Raw genomic sequence first — 14,345 nt, forward strand, 5'->3', positions numbered from 1 at the left:
GATGCCGGCCGCGCAGCTGCACCTGCCTCCGACGCCTTCGGGAGGAACTTCCGATTCCTGGGCGGCGCGTCGCGGATGTCGCGCCGGCGTGTCCCCGCGTTCTTCCTCCCGAACGAGTCCCGCGAAGACCGGTCGACGGCAGCGACAGGTGCATGTCGGGCCAGGATGCGGCACGGCCACCCCGAGTCAGTCGAACGCCGGGGGCAGGCCGCGCGAGGCGCGGACGATCGCGGCATCCGCCACAGCGCGCGTGACGGCCGCGATCACCGTCGGCCAGTCCTCGAGCACGTGCCGGGCGCTCGGCCGGACCACGGGAACGCCGAACGCGTGACCGACCAGGGTTCGATCCCGGTCCCGATGGAACTCCTCCGGACCCGAGTGGTGCGCGCGTCCGTCGATCTCGAAGAGGACCACGTCATCGATCAGTCCGTCGAACCGGCCGACGTTCGGGAAGCGCACCTGCGGCCTGACCGAATGGCCCGCATCGACGAGCCTGCGGACGAAGAGGCTCTCCACCCCCGACTCGAGCCGACCCGTGTGCTCGTCGACGAGCACACGGGTCGTCGCGACGCCCGCCAGGACGGCGTCGACCCCGAGCCGGGTCAGCACACGCTCGTGCAGGACCGAGTCGACGGCCGCTCGCGCATGCTCCTCGGGGAGGCATCGCACCGCGCGTGCGAGCGCGGCCTCCGGTGAGACGATCCAGTCGAATGCCCGCTCCGGAGCCGGGTCGGGCGCCCAGTGCACGCGCGGCGCGCCCTCCACAGCGGGACGGACTCCGTCTGCCCGCCGGCGGTGGTGGGCGGCGAGCGGATGCCACACCCTCGGCGCTCCTCCCCGGTCGGACCGCGATGCGGGACGGACGTGCCCCGCGGACGGCGGTGCATGCAGGTGCAGCACGTCGTCCTCGCCGGCCCAGACCCCGAGCCGTCGCAGGGCCGAGACGCAGCCGATCACTGCGCCGCTGGCAACCGCCGCGAGCTGCTCGCCGTCGGCCGACGGGGCGGCGATCCAATCACGCCGAGGCCGGATCACGGCTCCACGTGCGACCTCGCGAGAGATCTGCCGTCGGTCGACACCGCCGGCGATCAGGGTGCTGGCCCGGGCGACGTGGCCGAGTCGGGAGAGCTCGTCGAACAGTCCGGGCATGCGGCGATCCTCGCGAATCCTATGCGCGCGCCCGGGCCGGTCGGTCGGATCCGGGGAGGAGCCGGCCGACGGATGGCTTCGGGAGGAGCGGTTGCGAACGGCCGTGCTCGCACGGGAGGAGGATTCGACCGGCCTGCGGCGTGTCGCCCTGCGACACGCCGACCAGTGGCCGGAAGTTCCTCCCGACGATGGCGCGCGGGGGCTCGCGCGCCGGGGCTCGGCGGGTGGGGCTCGGTGGGTGGGGCGCCGGCGCCGCGGCGATGGCGGGCGGGGCGCCCGCGGCGCGTCAGCAGAAGCCGGCGATGCCGTCCCAGGCCGCGCGCGGGCTCTCCACGCCCTCGCGGACGACGGCGGCCTCGATGAGCCCGTAGGGGCGGTCGGCCGCGAAGAACACCTCGTTGGGATTGTCGAGCCCGAACGGCGCGAGGTCGACCACGAAGTGGTGGTTGTTCGGCATCGAGAACCGGATCTCGGCGATGTCGTCGTGCGCCTCGAGCACCCGCCGCCCCATGGCGAAGAGCGTGGCCTGCAACCCCGGCGAGTACCCCTCGGCGAACGCCTCCAGCAGCAGCGCCCGCACGCTCTCGTACCGGCCGTCGAAGTCCACGTCGGCGCGTGCGTACCGCCACCGGGCCGAGACATCCGTCGCCAGGATGCGGTCGTGGGTCTCCGCCAGCGTCGTGTAGCGATCGTGCGGGTAGTCCTCGAAGCCCGAGCCGGTGGACTTCATGACCGTGAGGTCCCGGAGCCCGGCGATGACGTGCCGTTCGGCGCCGTCGGCGACGACGACGGCCGTGCGCACCTCGTGCCCCGACCGAACGAACGCGTGGTCGTGCGGGGCACCGTCGGCCATGATGCGCTGCCAGGCGAACCGCTCGGCCGCCCAGCGGCCGCCGGTGACCCACTCGAACGACGAGACGAAGTGATCGGCCAGTCGCAGCAGGAACGCCTCGGGCGAGCCGATGCCGTCGCGGGCGAACGCGAAGATCGTGTTCTTCTGGGTGTCGGTCGGCACGACGTGCGCGTTGTCGCCCACGAGGTGGGCGGCGGCGAAGTCGCCGCGCAGCTGCGAGGTCACGTTCAGGTCGTCGATCTCATGACGTGCGCGCTCGCGCGCGACCTTCACGACGCGCACCTCGGCCTTGCCGTACTGGTTGGCGCCGAGCACGATGGCGGGTTCGGACATGGTCAGCTCCCTCGGTAGGTGGAGTAGGCGAACGGGCTGAGCAGGAGCGGCGCGTGCACGTGCCGGCCGTCGTCGGCGACGTGGAACGTGAGCACCACCTCGGGGTAGAACGACGCGACGCCGAGGCCGATGAAGTACGCGGCGGTGTCGAAGCGCAGGCGGTAGTCGCCGGCGGGCAGCTCCTCGGGGCCGAGGCGCGAGACCCGGCCGTCGGCGTCGGTCGTCGCGGCATCCAGGCGGCGCCAGCCGTCCCCGTCCGCGTCGGCGGGCGGCGACGACCGCCCGAACAGTTCGACGGCGACGCCTGCGGCGGGGCGGCCGCTCGTGGCGTCGAGCACGTGGGTCGTGATGCGGGTGGGCGGTCGGTCGGCGGCGCTCATGCGAACAGTCCCCTCAGTCGGAGCACGGCGATCTGGCGGAGCTGGTCCGCGACCACGGGCTCCTCGTCGTCGGGCGTGTGGGCGAGGCGCTCGGTGAGCGCATCGAGGATGTCGCGCGACGAGCGCCCCGCGGCACGGATGAGGAAGACGCGGCCGAACCGCTCCTCGTACGCGCGGTTGCCCTCGGCGAGCGCGGCGGCGACCTGCGCGTCGGCCGGATCGACGCCGGCCTGCTCGGCCCGCGACATCGCCGCCTCGGCGCCGGGGCCCGACGGTCGCTCGCCGATGCGTGGATGGTGCGCGAGCGCGCCCTCGACCTCGGCGTGCGTGAACGGCATCGCGACGACCTCGGCGCGCGCCGCGAGGTCGTCGACCGAGTCGTACGGGCGGCCGTCGGCGAGTTCGGCGCACCAACGATCGACGTCGAGGCACGGCCGCAGCAGGCCGATCGCCGCGTCGCGGTCGGCACCGTTGAACGCATCAAGCTCCATCGCCCGCCCCATCCTCCGATCGTGCCGCGCGCAGCAGCCGCCCGCGCGGCGACGTGCCGTCGACCTCGACGCCGGCGAGCCACGTCGACCTGACGACCCCGACGAGCTCGCGGCCGTCGTACGGCGTGATCGGGTGCCGGTGGTGGAGCGCCGCGGCATCCACGGTGAACGCCTCATCCGGCGCGAAGGCCACCAGGTCGGCGTCCGCACCGGGCGCGATCGCGCCCTTCCCGTCGAGGCCGACGAGCCTCGCGGGCGCGGCCGACATCCACTCCACCACCTGCTCGAGGCGGATGCCGCGGTGGCGCGCCTCGGTCCAGACGATCGGGAGCCCGAGCTGGAGCGAGGCGATGCCGCCCCACGCCGTGGCGAAGTCGCCGTCGGGCGCGAGCTTCATCGCGGCCGGCGCCGGCGAGTGGTCGGAGACGATCGTCCCGATGACCCCCTCCTCGAGCCCGCGCCACAGCGCATCGCGGTTCGCACCCTCCCGGATCGGCGGGCAGCACTTGAAGGCGGTGGCGCCCGTCGGCACGTCCTCGGCGGCCAGCGCGAGGTAGTGCGGGCACGTCTCGACGCTGATCCGGACGCCCGCGGCCCGCGCGCGGGCGATCGCGTCGAGCGGCTCCGCCGAGCTGAGGTGCAGGATGTGCGCCCGCGCGCCGGTGCGCCGGGCGGCGTCGAGCACGGCCGCGATCGCCGTGCCCTCGGCGGCGTCGGGCCGTGAGGCGAGGAAGTCGCCGTACTCGGGGCTGTGCGGGTGCGGCGCCGCGGCGATCACCCCGGCGTCCTCGGCGTGCACGATGAGGAGCGATCCCGCACGCGCCAGCAGCGCCATGGCCCGTTCCATCTCGTCGGCCCCGACGGGCGGGAACTCCGGGACGCCGGAGTCGATGAGGAAGCACTTGAACCCGAAGACCCCGTCCTCGACGAGGGGCAGGAGGTCGCCCTCGTTGCCGGGCACGAGCCCGCCCCAGAACCCGACGTCGACGTACACGCGCCCGGCGGCCGCGGCGCGCTTCACCGCGAGGGCCGCGACCGATGTCGTCGGCGGGATGCTGTTCAGCGGCATGTCGATGATCGTCGTGACGCCGCCGGCGGCGGCCGCGCGGGTCGCGCTGGCGAACCCCTCCCACTCGGTGCGGCCCGGTTCGTCGACGTGCACGTGGGTGTCGACGAGCCCCGGCAGCAGCACCTCGTCGTCGCCGAGCCGCACGTGGCGGGCGCCCCGGAGCCCTTCCCCCGGCCCGGCGACGCGAACGATCCGCCCATCGCGCACGCCGACCTCGGCCGGCGCGAACCCGCCGTCGACCAGCACGCGGTCGCCCGCGAGCACGAGGTCGAATCCGGCGTTCCCGCCGGCGCCATCGACCTCGGCACGGTCGACGCTCACGCGCCCGCCCCCGCACCGGGACCCGTCAGTCGCACCTGTCGGTTCACGTCCTTGTAGAGCAGGTAGCGGAACGGCCCGGGCCCGCCGGCGTAGCAGGCCTGCGGGCAGAACGCCCGGAGCCACATGAAGTCGCCCGCCTCGACCTCGACCCAGTCGCCGTTCAGCCGGTAGACGCCCGTGCCCTCGAGCACGAAGAGCCCGTGCTCCATGACGTGCGTCTCGGCGAACGGGATCTTCCCGCCGGGCCGGAAGGTCACGATGTTCACGTGCATGTCGTGCGCGAGGTCGTCCGGGTCGACGAACCGGGTCGTCGCCCAGGCCCCGTCGGTGTCGGGCATCGGCTGCGGTGCGACATCCGCGTCGCTCGTGACGAACGAGGACGGCGCCGGGACGCCGTCGACGGGCTCGTACGCCTTGCGGATCCAGTGGAACGACGTCGGCTCGTCGCCCTCGTTCGCGATCGACCAGTGCGCACCCGCCGCGAGGTACGCGTATCCGCCCGGCCCGAGCTCGTGCCGCTCGCCGTCGAGGTCGAGCGTCACCGAACCGGACGTGACGAAGACGACGCCCTCGACCCCGGCCTCCGCCTCGGGTCGCTCGGCGCCGCCGCCCGGGCCGACCTCGACGATGAGCTGCGCGAACGTCGTGGCGAAGCCGGCGATCGGCCGGGCGAGGATCCATGCGCGAGTCCCGGTGAACCCGGGCAGGTTGCTCGTGACGATGTCGCGCAGCACGCCCTTCGGGATCACGGTGTACGCCTCGGTCACGATGGCGCGGTCGCTGAGCAACTCGGTCTGCGCGGGCAGGCCGCCCGGCGGGGTGTAGTAGCTCATGGGACCTCCTCGTCCGTGGGCCGTGGTCGTCGTCGATCGCGTCCGCGGCCTCCGCTCAGCCGGATGCACGTCTCGGGCTCGCGAGCATCGCGAGCGCCGCGTCGTCGAGGCCGGTGTCGCGCTCGACCTCGTCGACGGTGATCGCGCCGCACCGCACGCCCCGGTGCACGAACCCGGCGAGCGCCCGCACCGTCGCCGGCTCGTCGAGCACGGCGCCCGAGGTGCGCTCGTGCACGTGCCGCAGGCGCTCCGCCGCCTCGGCCCAGCCGTCGCGGTAGTAGGCGTACGTGGCGATGAACCGGGTCGGCAGCTGCGCCGGGTGCAGGTCCCAGCCCTGCGGGAACCCGCGCTCGAGCGATCGCCGGACGAGCCGGGCGTGCAGCCGCCACGCCTCGGCCGCCCGACCCCCCACCGGCAGCACGTTCGACGACCCGTCGGAGAGGCGGATGCCGGTGCCCGCCACCGCGAGCTGCATGACCTGCTTCGCGTGGTCGGCGGCCGGGTGCTCGAGCGACTGCTGCGACGCGTCGATGCCGAGGGCGGCGCTGTAGTCGTACGTCCCGTAGTGCAGGCCAGCGACGCGTCCGGATGCGGCGTGCGCGACGCGGGCGACGGTGGCGACACCGTCCGCCCCGAGCACGAGCTGCGGGGTCTCGACCTGCACCTCGAACCGGAGTCGCCCGTCGGGCAGCCCGTGCGCGCGTTCGAGGGCGGCCGCGGCATCCGCCATCGCCTCGACCTGGGCGAGCGTCGACACCTTCGGCAGCGTGAGGGCGAGCCCCTCGGGCAGGCCGCCGCGCTCGACCAGCGCGGTCACGAACAGGTCGAGCGTGCGGATGCCGCGGGCTCGCGTGGCCGCCTCGAACGACTTGAACCGGATGCCGAGGAAGGGCGGTGCCGCGCCCTCCGCGCTCGCGTCGGCGACGTGCCCCGCGGCGCGCACGACGTCGGCGTCCTCGACGTCGTCGCCGCGGTCGCCGTAGCCGTCCTCGAAGTCGATGCGGAGGTCCTCGACGGGCTCGTGCGCGAGCTTGCGTTCGACGAGCGGGGCGACGACCGCCGCCACGTCGGCGCCGATCCCCACGTCCACCGCCAACGCCTCCACGCCTCCGGCCGCGTCGGCCGCGGCGAGCGCCGCGCTCCCCCACGCCGCCGGCAGCTCCGGCGTGAACGTGTCGCCCGGCACGTACACGGTGTGCACCGGCTGCCGCGCGCCGTCGTCGCCGGGGTACCCGGTCGCGAGCAACCGGTCGGTCTCCGCCAGGCGGGCATCGATCGACGCCAGCGCAGACGCGGGAAGCGAGGTCCGCACGGCGGTCAGGCCAGCAGCTCGTAGGCGGGCAGCGTCAGGAAGTCGACGTACGCGTCGTCGAGGACGAGGTCGGCCATGAGGCGCGCGGCTGGCTCGTAGTGGGCCGCGAAGGGGGCCGGCGGAGCCTCGGCCCGGAGCGCCGCGACCTCCTCGTCGAGCACCTCGCGCACGAGTTCGCGCGTCATCGTGCGGCCGGTGTCGGCGAGCACCACGTCGTGCTGCAGCTGCTGCCAGACCTGGGAGCGCGAGATCTCGGCCGTGGCGGCGTCCTCCATCAGGCTGTGCAGGGCGACCGCGCCGTTGCCGGCGAGCCACGCGGCCGTGTACGCGACGCCGACCGAGAGATTCGTGCGCAGCCCGGCCTCGGTGACCGCGCCGCCCGTCGATGCGACGTCGAGCAGCTCGGCAGCAGTGACCTCGACCTCCGGCCGCTGCCGGTCGATCTGGTTCGGACGCTCGCCGAGCACGTCGTCGAAGACCTCGCGGCAGACCGGCACCAGGTCGGGGTGTGCGACCCAGGAACCGTCGAACCCGTCCCCCGCCTCGCGGGTCTTGTCGGCCCGCACCTTCTCGAACGCGACCGCGGTGGCCTCGGGGTCGGCGCGGTTCGGCACGAACGCGGCCATGCCGCCCATGGCGACGGCGCCGCGCCGGTGGCAGGTCTTCACGAGCAGCTCGGTGTAGGCGCGCATGAACGGCGCCGTCATCGACACCGAGGCCCGGTCGGGCACGATGAACTCCGGCCCGGCGTCGCGGAACACCTTGATGATGCTGAAGAGGTAGTCCCAACGGCCCGCGTTCAGGCCCGACGCGTGGTCGCGGAGCTCGTAGAGGATCTCGTCCATCTCGAACGCCGCCGGGATCGTCTCGATGAGCACCGTCGCGCGGATGCTCCCGGCCGGCAGCGACACCCGCTCCTCGGCGAACGAGAACACGTCGTTCCAGAGGCGCGCCTCGAGATGGCTCTCGAGCTTGGGCAGGTAGTAGTACGGGCCGGCGTCGTGCTCGAACAGCACGCGTGCGGTGTGCGCGAAGTGCAGCCCGAAGTCGACGAGGGACCCGGACGCCCGCTCGCCGTCGACGAGCACGTGCTTCTCGGGCAGGTGCCATCCGCGGGGGCGCGTGACGACCGTCGGCCGGCGGACGTCGTCGCGGAGCGCGTACGCCTTGCCCTCGGGCGAGGTCCAGGCGAGCGTGCCGTGCGCCGCATCGCGGAGGTTGCGCACGCTGCCGACGACGTTCGCCCACGTCGGACTCGACGCGTCCTCGAGATCGGCGAGCCAGACCCGGGCACCCGAGTTCAGCGCGTTGATCGCCATCTTCGCCGGCGAGGCCGGCCCGGTGATCTCGACGCGTCGGTCGGCGAGCGCCTCGGGCGGCGGCGGCACCCGCCACTCGGCTTCGCGCACGTCGCGCGTCGCAGCTGGGAACTCGAGCGGTTCTCCCTGCGCGATCCGCTTCCGACGCTCGCCGCGCGCGGCGAGCAGTTCGCGTCGTCGCGCGTCGAACCGGAGGTGCAGTTCCTCGACGAACGCGAGCGCGTCCTCGGTGAGGATGTCCTCGTCCGTGACGCCGTCGACTCGGATGATCTCGATGGTCATGCGGCTGCCGCTCCCTTCCGCTCCCTCGCGGGGTGGTGCTCCAGGCCTCGCCCTCATCTTCGCGCAGAAGCGCGCGGGTCGGAACCGGAGCGCGCGCATGAGCGCGACCGGAACCCGGGGCTGCGCGCGGCGTAGACTCCGGAACAGAGGGAGCCAGGCATGGACATCGTCGTCACCGTCAACGGCCGGCCGCGGGATGCCTCGGGCATCGCGGCCCACACCACCGCGCTCGACTGGCTCAGGTCGCTCGGCCTGACCGGCGCGAAGGAAGGCTGCGCCGAGGGTGAGTGCGGCGCGTGCGCCGTGCTGGTCGCGACGCCCGACGGCGACGGCGGCACCGCCTGGACCGCGGTCAACGCCTGCCTCATTCCCGCCGCGGCGCTCGACGGCCAGGAGGTCGTGACCGCCGAAGGCCTCGGCACCCCCGAGCGGATGCATCCGGTGCAGGCCGCACTCGCGGAGGCGGGCGGGTCGCAGTGCGGCTACTGCACGCCCGGCTTCGCCTGCAGCATGGCGGCCGAGTTCTACCGGGCGCGCAACGGCACGGATGCCGCGGCCGCGACGCCCGCGGCCGACGCCGCCGCACCGGCCGCGCACGACGACGCCGGCTTCGACCTGCACGCGCTGAGCGGCAACCTCTGCCGGTGCACGGGGTACCGGCCGATCCGCGACGCCGCGCTCGGACTCGCGGTCGCACCGGCGGATGGCGATCCGCTCGCCGAGCGGCGCGCGGAGCCCGCGCCGGCGCCCAGGCCAACCCGTGTCGCGGGCGACGGCGGACGCTTCGTGCGACCCGAGTCGCTCGACGAGGCGCTCGCCCTGCTCCACGTCGAGTCCGACGCCGTCGCGATCGCCGGCTGCACCGACTGGGGCGTCGAGGCGAACCTCCGCGGCCGCCGCGCTCCGCTCACGGTCGCCATCGACCGGCTCGACGAACTCCGCACCTTCGAGGAGGACGACGCGGGGATCGACCTCGGCGCCGCGCTCACCCTCACCGAGGTCGAGCAGCGACTCGCCGGGCGCGTCCCGCTGCTCGCCGCGCTGTTCCCGCAGTTCGCGTCGCCGCTCATCCGCAACCGGGCCACGCTCGGCGGCAACCTCGGCACCGCCTCCCCCATCGGCGACGCCCCGCCGGCGCTCCTCGCCCTCGAGGCGCGGCTCGTGCTCGCCTCACCCGACGGCGAGCGCGAGGTCGACCTCGCCGACTACTTCACCGGATACCGCGAAACCGTCCGCCGACCGGGCGAGCTGATCCGCACCATCCGGATCCCGCAGCCGACCGCCAACCTGACCGCGTTCCACAAGGTCGCGAAGCGCCGCTACGACGACATCTCCAGCGTCGCCGTCGCGTTCGCGATCGACCTCGACGAGGAGCGCGGCACCGTGGCATCCGCCCGCATCGGGCTCGGCGGGGTCGCCGCGACGCCCATCCGTGCGCGGGCCACCGAGGCCGCGCTCGTCGGACGCGAGTGGACCGCCGACGCCGTCCGCGAGGCGGCATCCGTGCTCGGCGGCGAGGGCACGCCGATGTCGGACCACCGTGCGAGCGCGGGGTACCGATCCGCGATGCTCGCGCAGTCGCTGCTCCGCCTGCACCGGCGGACCGCGCGCGAGGAGGTGCCCGCATGAGCGAGCTCAGCGACCGTCCGGCCGGCGCCGTCGCCGGAAGGCCCGTCGCCCACGAGAGCGCGCGGCAGCACGCGACCGGCACCGCCGTCTACACCGACGACCTCGCCGCCGCCCGTCGCGACGTGCTCACCGCCTGGCCGGTGACCTCCGCCCACGCCCACGCCCGCGTGCGGCTCGACGTGGCCCCCGCCCTCGACGTGCCCGGCGTCGTGCACGTGCTCACCGCCGACGACGTGACGGGCGTCAACGACGGCGGCGCGAAGGGCGACGAGCCGCTGTTCCCCGACGAGGCGCAGTACCACGGGCACGCGCTCGCCTGGGTGCTCGGCGAGACCGCCGAGGCCGCGCGGCTCGGCGCCGCCGCGGTGGTCATCGACGCCGAGGAGCTGCCGTCGATCGTGACCGTCGAGGAGGCGATCGCAGCGGACTCGTTCCAGGGCATCGCGCCGACCGTGCGGCGCGGCGACGCGGCATCCGCCCTCGCCTCGGCCCCGCACGTGTTCGAGGGCGTCAGCGTCGTCGGCGGCCAGGAGCACTTCTACCTCGAGACGCACGCGTCGTTCGCGCACGTCGACTCCGAGGGGCAGGTGTTCGTCGAGTCGAGCACGCAGCACCCGTCCGAGACGCAGGAGATCGTCGCGCACGTGCTCGGCGTGCCGAACCACCGCGTGACCGTGCAGTCGCTGCGCCTCGGCGGCGGGTTCGGCGGCAAGGAGATGCAGCCGCACGGCCTCGCCGCCGTGGCAGCCCTCGGCGCCGTGCGCACGGGCCGGCCCGTCCGGCTCCGGCTGACGCGCGCCCAGGACATGACCATGACCGGCAAGCGGCACCCGTTCCACGCGTCCTGGCGCGCCGGTTTCGACGACGACGGGCGCATCCTCGGGCTCGAGGCGACGCTCACCTCGAACGGCGGCTGGAGCCTGGACCTCTCCGACCCCGTGCTCGGGCGCGCGCTCTGCCACGTCGACAACGCCTACTGGATCCCCGACATCGAGGTGCACGGGCGCATCGCGCGCACCAACATCACCTCGCAGACCGCGTTCCGCGGCTTCGGCGGGCCGCAGGGCATGTTCGTGATCGAGGACATCCTCGGCCGCGTCGCCCCGCTGCTCGGCATCGACCCCGCCGAGCTCCGCGAACGCAACCTGTACCGACCGGGGCAGACGACCCCGTACGGCATGGAGGTGCGGCACGCCGAGCGCCTCGGCGACGCGTGGTCGCGCGTGCTCGACGAGGCCGACGTCGCGCGGCGACGCGAGGAGATCGCGGCGGAGAACGCCGTCGACCCGGACGTCAAGCGCGGGCTCGCGATCACGCCCGTGAAGTTCGGCATCTCGTTCACCTTCACCGCCTACAACCAGGCCGGCGCGCTCGTGCACGTCTACCGCGACGGCTCGGTCCTCGTGAACCACGGCGGCACCGAGCTCGGGCAGGGCCTGCACACCAAGATGCTCCAGGTCGCGGCGACCGCGCTCGGCGTGCCGCTCGCGCAGGTGCGCCTCGCGCCCACCCGCACCGACAAGGTGCCGAACACCTCGGCGACCGCGGCCTCCTCGGGCGCCGACCTCAACGGCGCGGCCGTGAAGCATGCGTGCGACCAGATCATCGCCCGGCTGCGCCCGGTCGCCGCGAACGTGCTCGGCGTCGACGAGGCCGACGTGCGGTTCGAGGACGGCCGCGTGCACGGCGGCGACCCCGACGTCTCCGTGCTCTTCGGCGAACTCGCCGCGACCGCGTACGCCGAGCGCGTGCAGCTCTTCGCCGCCGGCTACTACCGGACCGAGGGGCTCGGCTGGGATCCCTCGACGATGACCGGCACGCCGTTCAAGTACTTCGCCTGCGGCGTCGCCGCGAGCGAGGTCGAGGTCGACGGCTTCACTGGCGCGACCCGGCTGCGGCGCGTCGACATCGTGCACGACGTCGGCGACTCGCTGTCGCCGCTCATCGACCTCGGGCAGGTCGAGGGCGCCTTCATGCAGGGCGTGGGCTGGCTCACGCTCGAGGAGCTGCGCTGGGACGAGACCGACGGCCCCGGCCGGGGGCGCCTGCTCACGCCGTCGGCCAGCACCTACAAGCTGCCGAGCTTCTCGGAGCTGCCCGACGAGCTCAACGTGCACTTCCTCGAGCGCGCGCACGAGGACGGCGCGATCTACGGCTCGAAGGCCGTCGGCGAGCCGCCGCTCATGCTCGCCTTCAGCGTGCGCGAGGCGATCCGCGAGGCCGTCGCGGCCTTCGGGCCGCCCGGGCACTCGGTCGAGCTCGCCGCGCCGTCGACGCCGGAGGCCGTGTTCTGGGCGATCGAGGCGGCGCGGGCGGCGGCGGATGCCGCGACGGGCGTGGCGCCGCGCGCCGACGATTCAGCCGCGCGCGCCACGGCGGATGCCGCGGGCGCGCGCCCGCACGCATCGGTCGACCGCTGACGGGACGCACGTGGACTGGGTCGACGCGGTGCAGCGGCTCCGCGCGGAGCGGACGCCGGGCGTGCTCGTCACGCTGGCCATGGTGCGCGGGCACGCGCCCCGCAACGGCGGGGCGAAGATGGTCGTCGCACCGGACGCCGTGTTCGGAACGGTCGGCGGAGGCAACCTGGAGCAGACCGCGATCGCGCGGGCGCGCGAGCAGCTCGAGGCCGGTGCCGCCGAGCCCGAGTTGCTCACGCTCACCCTGAGCGACCGGGCCGTCGCGGACTACGGCGTGCAGTGCTGCGGAGGAGAGGTCACGATGCTGCTCGAACCCCTGCCGGTCGTGCCGGCCGTCGCGATCTTCGGGCTGGGGCATGTGGGGCTCGAGCTCGCACGGGTCCTGGCGCGGCATCCGCTCGACCTCGACCTCGTCGACTCGCGCGAGGCGATGCTCGGGCCCGACCGCCTCGGGACCCCCGGCGAGACCGGCCCGCTCGCCGACGCGGTCGCGACCGTCCGCGTCCACCTGGCACCGGTGCCCGAGAGCGTGCTCGCCGACCTGCCCGCAGGCGCCCACGCGCTCGTGATGACGCACGACCACGCCGAGGACCTCGCGATCTGCGACGCCGCCCTGCGCACCCCCGGGCTCGGTTCCATCGGCTTGATCGGCTCACGCTCGAAGTGGGCGCGCTTCCGCGGGCAGCTCGCGTCGGCCGGGCACGACGAGGCCGCGCTCGAGCGCATCGAGACGCCGATCGGCATCGACGGCATCCGCTCGAAGGAGCCCGCTGCGATCGCGGTGAGCGTGGCCGCCGAGCTGCTGCAGCGCATCGAGCTCGCCGCCGCGCGCCTCGCGCGCTGAGGCATCCGCCCGCTGCGCCCTCCCCCGCTCCGCCCTACCCGGCTCCGCCCTACCCGGCCCCCACCGCACCGTTCGGGAGGAACTTCCCGGGGTGGGCCGGCGTGTCGGCCCCCGACACGCCGTCGGCGAGACAGGACTTCCTCCCGAAGAAACTGGGCGGCGAGAGGCTGCGCGCCGAGGGCGGCGCGGCGAAGAACGGCGCGGCGCGGCGCGGAACGGCGCGCAGAGGGGCGGCGCGCGGCGGGTCTAGGCGCGGGGCACCGCGGGCGGCGTCACGTGGGACGCCGCGAACGCGCGGTTGTGCTCGGCGATGGCCGCCGCCCGCGCGAGCCGCTCGTGCTCGAGCCGGTGCGCGAAGACCGTCCACACGAGCAGGGCCGCGCCCGCGCCGACGAGCGCGCCGCCGATGGTGTCGGTGATCCAGTGGGCGCCGAGGTAGGTGCGGCTGATCGCCATCAGGATCGTGTAGACGACTCCCCAGAACCACACCCAGGCGCGCGGCACGATGATGCCGAGCGTCACGGCGATCGTCGCCGCGTTGGCGACGTGGCCCGAGGGGAACGAGCCGAAGTCCGACATCACGATCATGTCCTCGGGGCGCGCCCGGCCGAAGAGGTTCTTGAGCAGCTGCACGACGAGCGCGCTCGCGATCGACGCCGAGATGAAGTACAGCGCCGCCCACGGTCGACGCACCGCGAGCAGGATCACCGCGATCGCGATCGGCACGACGAAGACCCCGAGCACGCCCCCGCCGAGCGCGTTCATTCCGTAGGCGAACAGGTCGCCGATCGGCCCCCGGAGCGTGAAGATCTCCTCCGCCCACTCCTCGTCGAGCTCGAACACGGTGCCCGCGCGGAACAGGATCACGATGCCCAGGACGACCGCGATGACCAGCGACGCGATGCCCGCGGCGAACGGCACGAAGCGGCCGACGTGCTCCGTGCGCTCCGCCCGGATGCCGGGGTCGAGGCTGACGTCGGGGGCGCTCACGGGCCCGCGGCCGTCGACCGTGGCGTCCGGGTCGGCGCCGTCGCGTTCCGCATCGCTCATGGCGCCACGCTAGTCGCGGCCTCCGACGGCCGCCGAGAGCGGATGCCGCGTGCCGCGAGC

General features: G+C 74.3%; 12 protein-coding genes. 3 read left to right on the top strand and 9 right to left on the bottom strand.

Annotated elements, in window-relative coordinates:
* Positions 1-186: 186 nt before the first annotated feature.
* From ABD230_RS16940 to aceB, 8 genes are all read right to left on the bottom strand, one after another.
* On the bottom strand, positions 187-1,149 hold the full coding sequence (locus tag ABD230_RS16940) for a hypothetical protein (protein WP_344377526.1): 963 nt from the start codon (positions 1,147-1,149) through the stop codon (positions 187-189).
* A gap of 286 nt (positions 1,150-1,435) precedes the next feature.
* Positions 1,436-2,335, bottom strand: coding sequence for a factor-independent urate hydroxylase (pucL, locus tag ABD230_RS16945; protein ID WP_344377529.1), 900 nt, complete (start codon positions 2,333-2,335; stop codon positions 1,436-1,438).
* A 2-nt stretch (positions 2,336-2,337) separates the two neighbouring features.
* Positions 2,338-2,715: a hydroxyisourate hydrolase gene (uraH, locus tag ABD230_RS16950; RefSeq protein ID WP_344377535.1), complete on the bottom strand. Its 378-nt coding sequence runs from the start codon at positions 2,713-2,715 to the stop codon at positions 2,338-2,340.
* A complete protein-coding gene (gene uraD / locus ABD230_RS16955; protein ID WP_344377539.1) occupies positions 2,712-3,206 on the bottom strand; it encodes a 2-oxo-4-hydroxy-4-carboxy-5-ureidoimidazoline decarboxylase in 495 nt (164 codons plus the stop codon). The genes uraH and uraD overlap by 4 nt, the downstream gene beginning before the upstream one ends.
* Positions 3,196-4,596 carry an allantoinase AllB gene (gene allB / locus ABD230_RS16960; RefSeq protein WP_344377543.1) on the bottom strand — a complete coding sequence of 467 codons (1,401 nt, stop codon included), beginning with the start codon at positions 4,594-4,596 and terminating at the stop codon, positions 3,196-3,198. The genes uraD and allB overlap by 11 nt, the downstream gene beginning before the upstream one ends.
* Positions 4,593-5,429 carry a bifunctional allantoicase/(S)-ureidoglycine aminohydrolase gene (locus ABD230_RS16965; protein ID WP_344377547.1) on the bottom strand — a complete coding sequence of 279 codons (837 nt, stop codon included), beginning with the start codon at positions 5,427-5,429 and terminating at the stop codon, positions 4,593-4,595. The genes allB and ABD230_RS16965 overlap by 4 nt, the downstream gene beginning before the upstream one ends.
* Positions 5,430-5,484: 55 nt before the next feature.
* Positions 5,485-6,741: a DUF6986 family protein gene (locus ABD230_RS16970; protein ID WP_344377550.1), complete on the bottom strand. Its 1,257-nt coding sequence runs from the start codon at positions 6,739-6,741 to the stop codon at positions 5,485-5,487.
* 5 nt (positions 6,742-6,746) lie between these two features.
* On the bottom strand, positions 6,747-8,342 hold the full coding sequence (gene aceB / locus ABD230_RS16975; protein WP_344377553.1) for a malate synthase A: 1,596 nt from the start codon (positions 8,340-8,342) through the stop codon (positions 6,747-6,749).
* A gap of 159 nt (positions 8,343-8,501) precedes the next feature.
* Here aceB and ABD230_RS16980 point away from each other — a divergent pair, with 159 nt between their 5' ends.
* From ABD230_RS16980 to xdhC, 3 genes are read left to right on the top strand one after another with little or no spacing between them, the layout of a single operon-like run.
* Positions 8,502-9,971, top strand: a complete 1,470-nt coding sequence (locus tag ABD230_RS16980) for a xanthine dehydrogenase small subunit (RefSeq protein ID WP_344377556.1) — start codon at positions 8,502-8,504, stop codon at positions 9,969-9,971.
* Positions 9,968-12,391, top strand: coding sequence for a xanthine dehydrogenase molybdopterin binding subunit (xdhB, locus tag ABD230_RS16985; RefSeq protein WP_344377560.1), 2,424 nt, complete (start codon positions 9,968-9,970; stop codon positions 12,389-12,391). The genes ABD230_RS16980 and xdhB overlap by 4 nt, the downstream gene beginning before the upstream one ends.
* A 10-nt stretch (positions 12,392-12,401) precedes the next feature.
* Positions 12,402-13,235, top strand: a complete 834-nt coding sequence (xdhC, locus tag ABD230_RS16990) for a xanthine dehydrogenase accessory protein XdhC (RefSeq protein WP_344377562.1) — start codon at positions 12,402-12,404, stop codon at positions 13,233-13,235.
* A 246-nt stretch (positions 13,236-13,481) separates the two neighbouring features.
* Here the strand turns inward: xdhC and ABD230_RS16995 are convergent, their stop codons facing one another.
* Entirely contained in the window at positions 13,482-14,285 is an 804-nt protein-coding gene (locus ABD230_RS16995) for a phosphatase PAP2 family protein (RefSeq protein ID WP_344377566.1), read from the bottom strand.
* Positions 14,286-14,345 lie beyond the last annotated feature (60 nt).

This window comes from Agromyces tropicus (assembly GCF_039531345.1).
Lineage (GTDB): Bacteria > Actinomycetota > Actinomycetes > Actinomycetales > Microbacteriaceae > Agromyces > Agromyces tropicus.

Bases quoted from the DNA above. Each gene is read 5' to 3' on its own strand.
- ABD230_RS16980 (WP_344377556.1), top strand. From the start codon at position 8,502: ATGGACATCGTCGTCACCGTCAACGGCCGGCCGCGGGATGCCTCGGGC.
- aceB (WP_344377553.1), bottom strand. From the start codon at position 8,342: ATGACCATCGAGATCATCCGAGTCGACGGCGTCACGGACGAGGACATC.
- pucL (WP_344377529.1), bottom strand. From the start codon at position 2,335: ATGTCCGAACCCGCCATCGTGCTCGGCGCCAACCAGTACGGCAAGGCC.
- xdhB (WP_344377560.1), top strand. From the start codon at position 9,968: ATGAGCGAGCTCAGCGACCGTCCGGCCGGCGCCGTCGCCGGAAGGCCC.
- uraH (WP_344377535.1), bottom strand. From the start codon at position 2,715: ATGAGCGCCGCCGACCGACCGCCCACCCGCATCACGACCCACGTGCTC.
- ABD230_RS16965 (WP_344377547.1), bottom strand. From the start codon at position 5,429: ATGAGCTACTACACCCCGCCGGGCGGCCTGCCCGCGCAGACCGAGTTG.
- uraD (WP_344377539.1), bottom strand. From the start codon at position 3,206: ATGGAGCTTGATGCGTTCAACGGTGCCGACCGCGACGCGGCGATCGGC.
- ABD230_RS16995 (WP_344377566.1), bottom strand. From the start codon at position 14,285: ATGAGCGATGCGGAACGCGACGGCGCCGACCCGGACGCCACGGTCGAC.
- ABD230_RS16940 (WP_344377526.1), bottom strand. From the start codon at position 1,149: ATGCCCGGACTGTTCGACGAGCTCTCCCGACTCGGCCACGTCGCCCGG.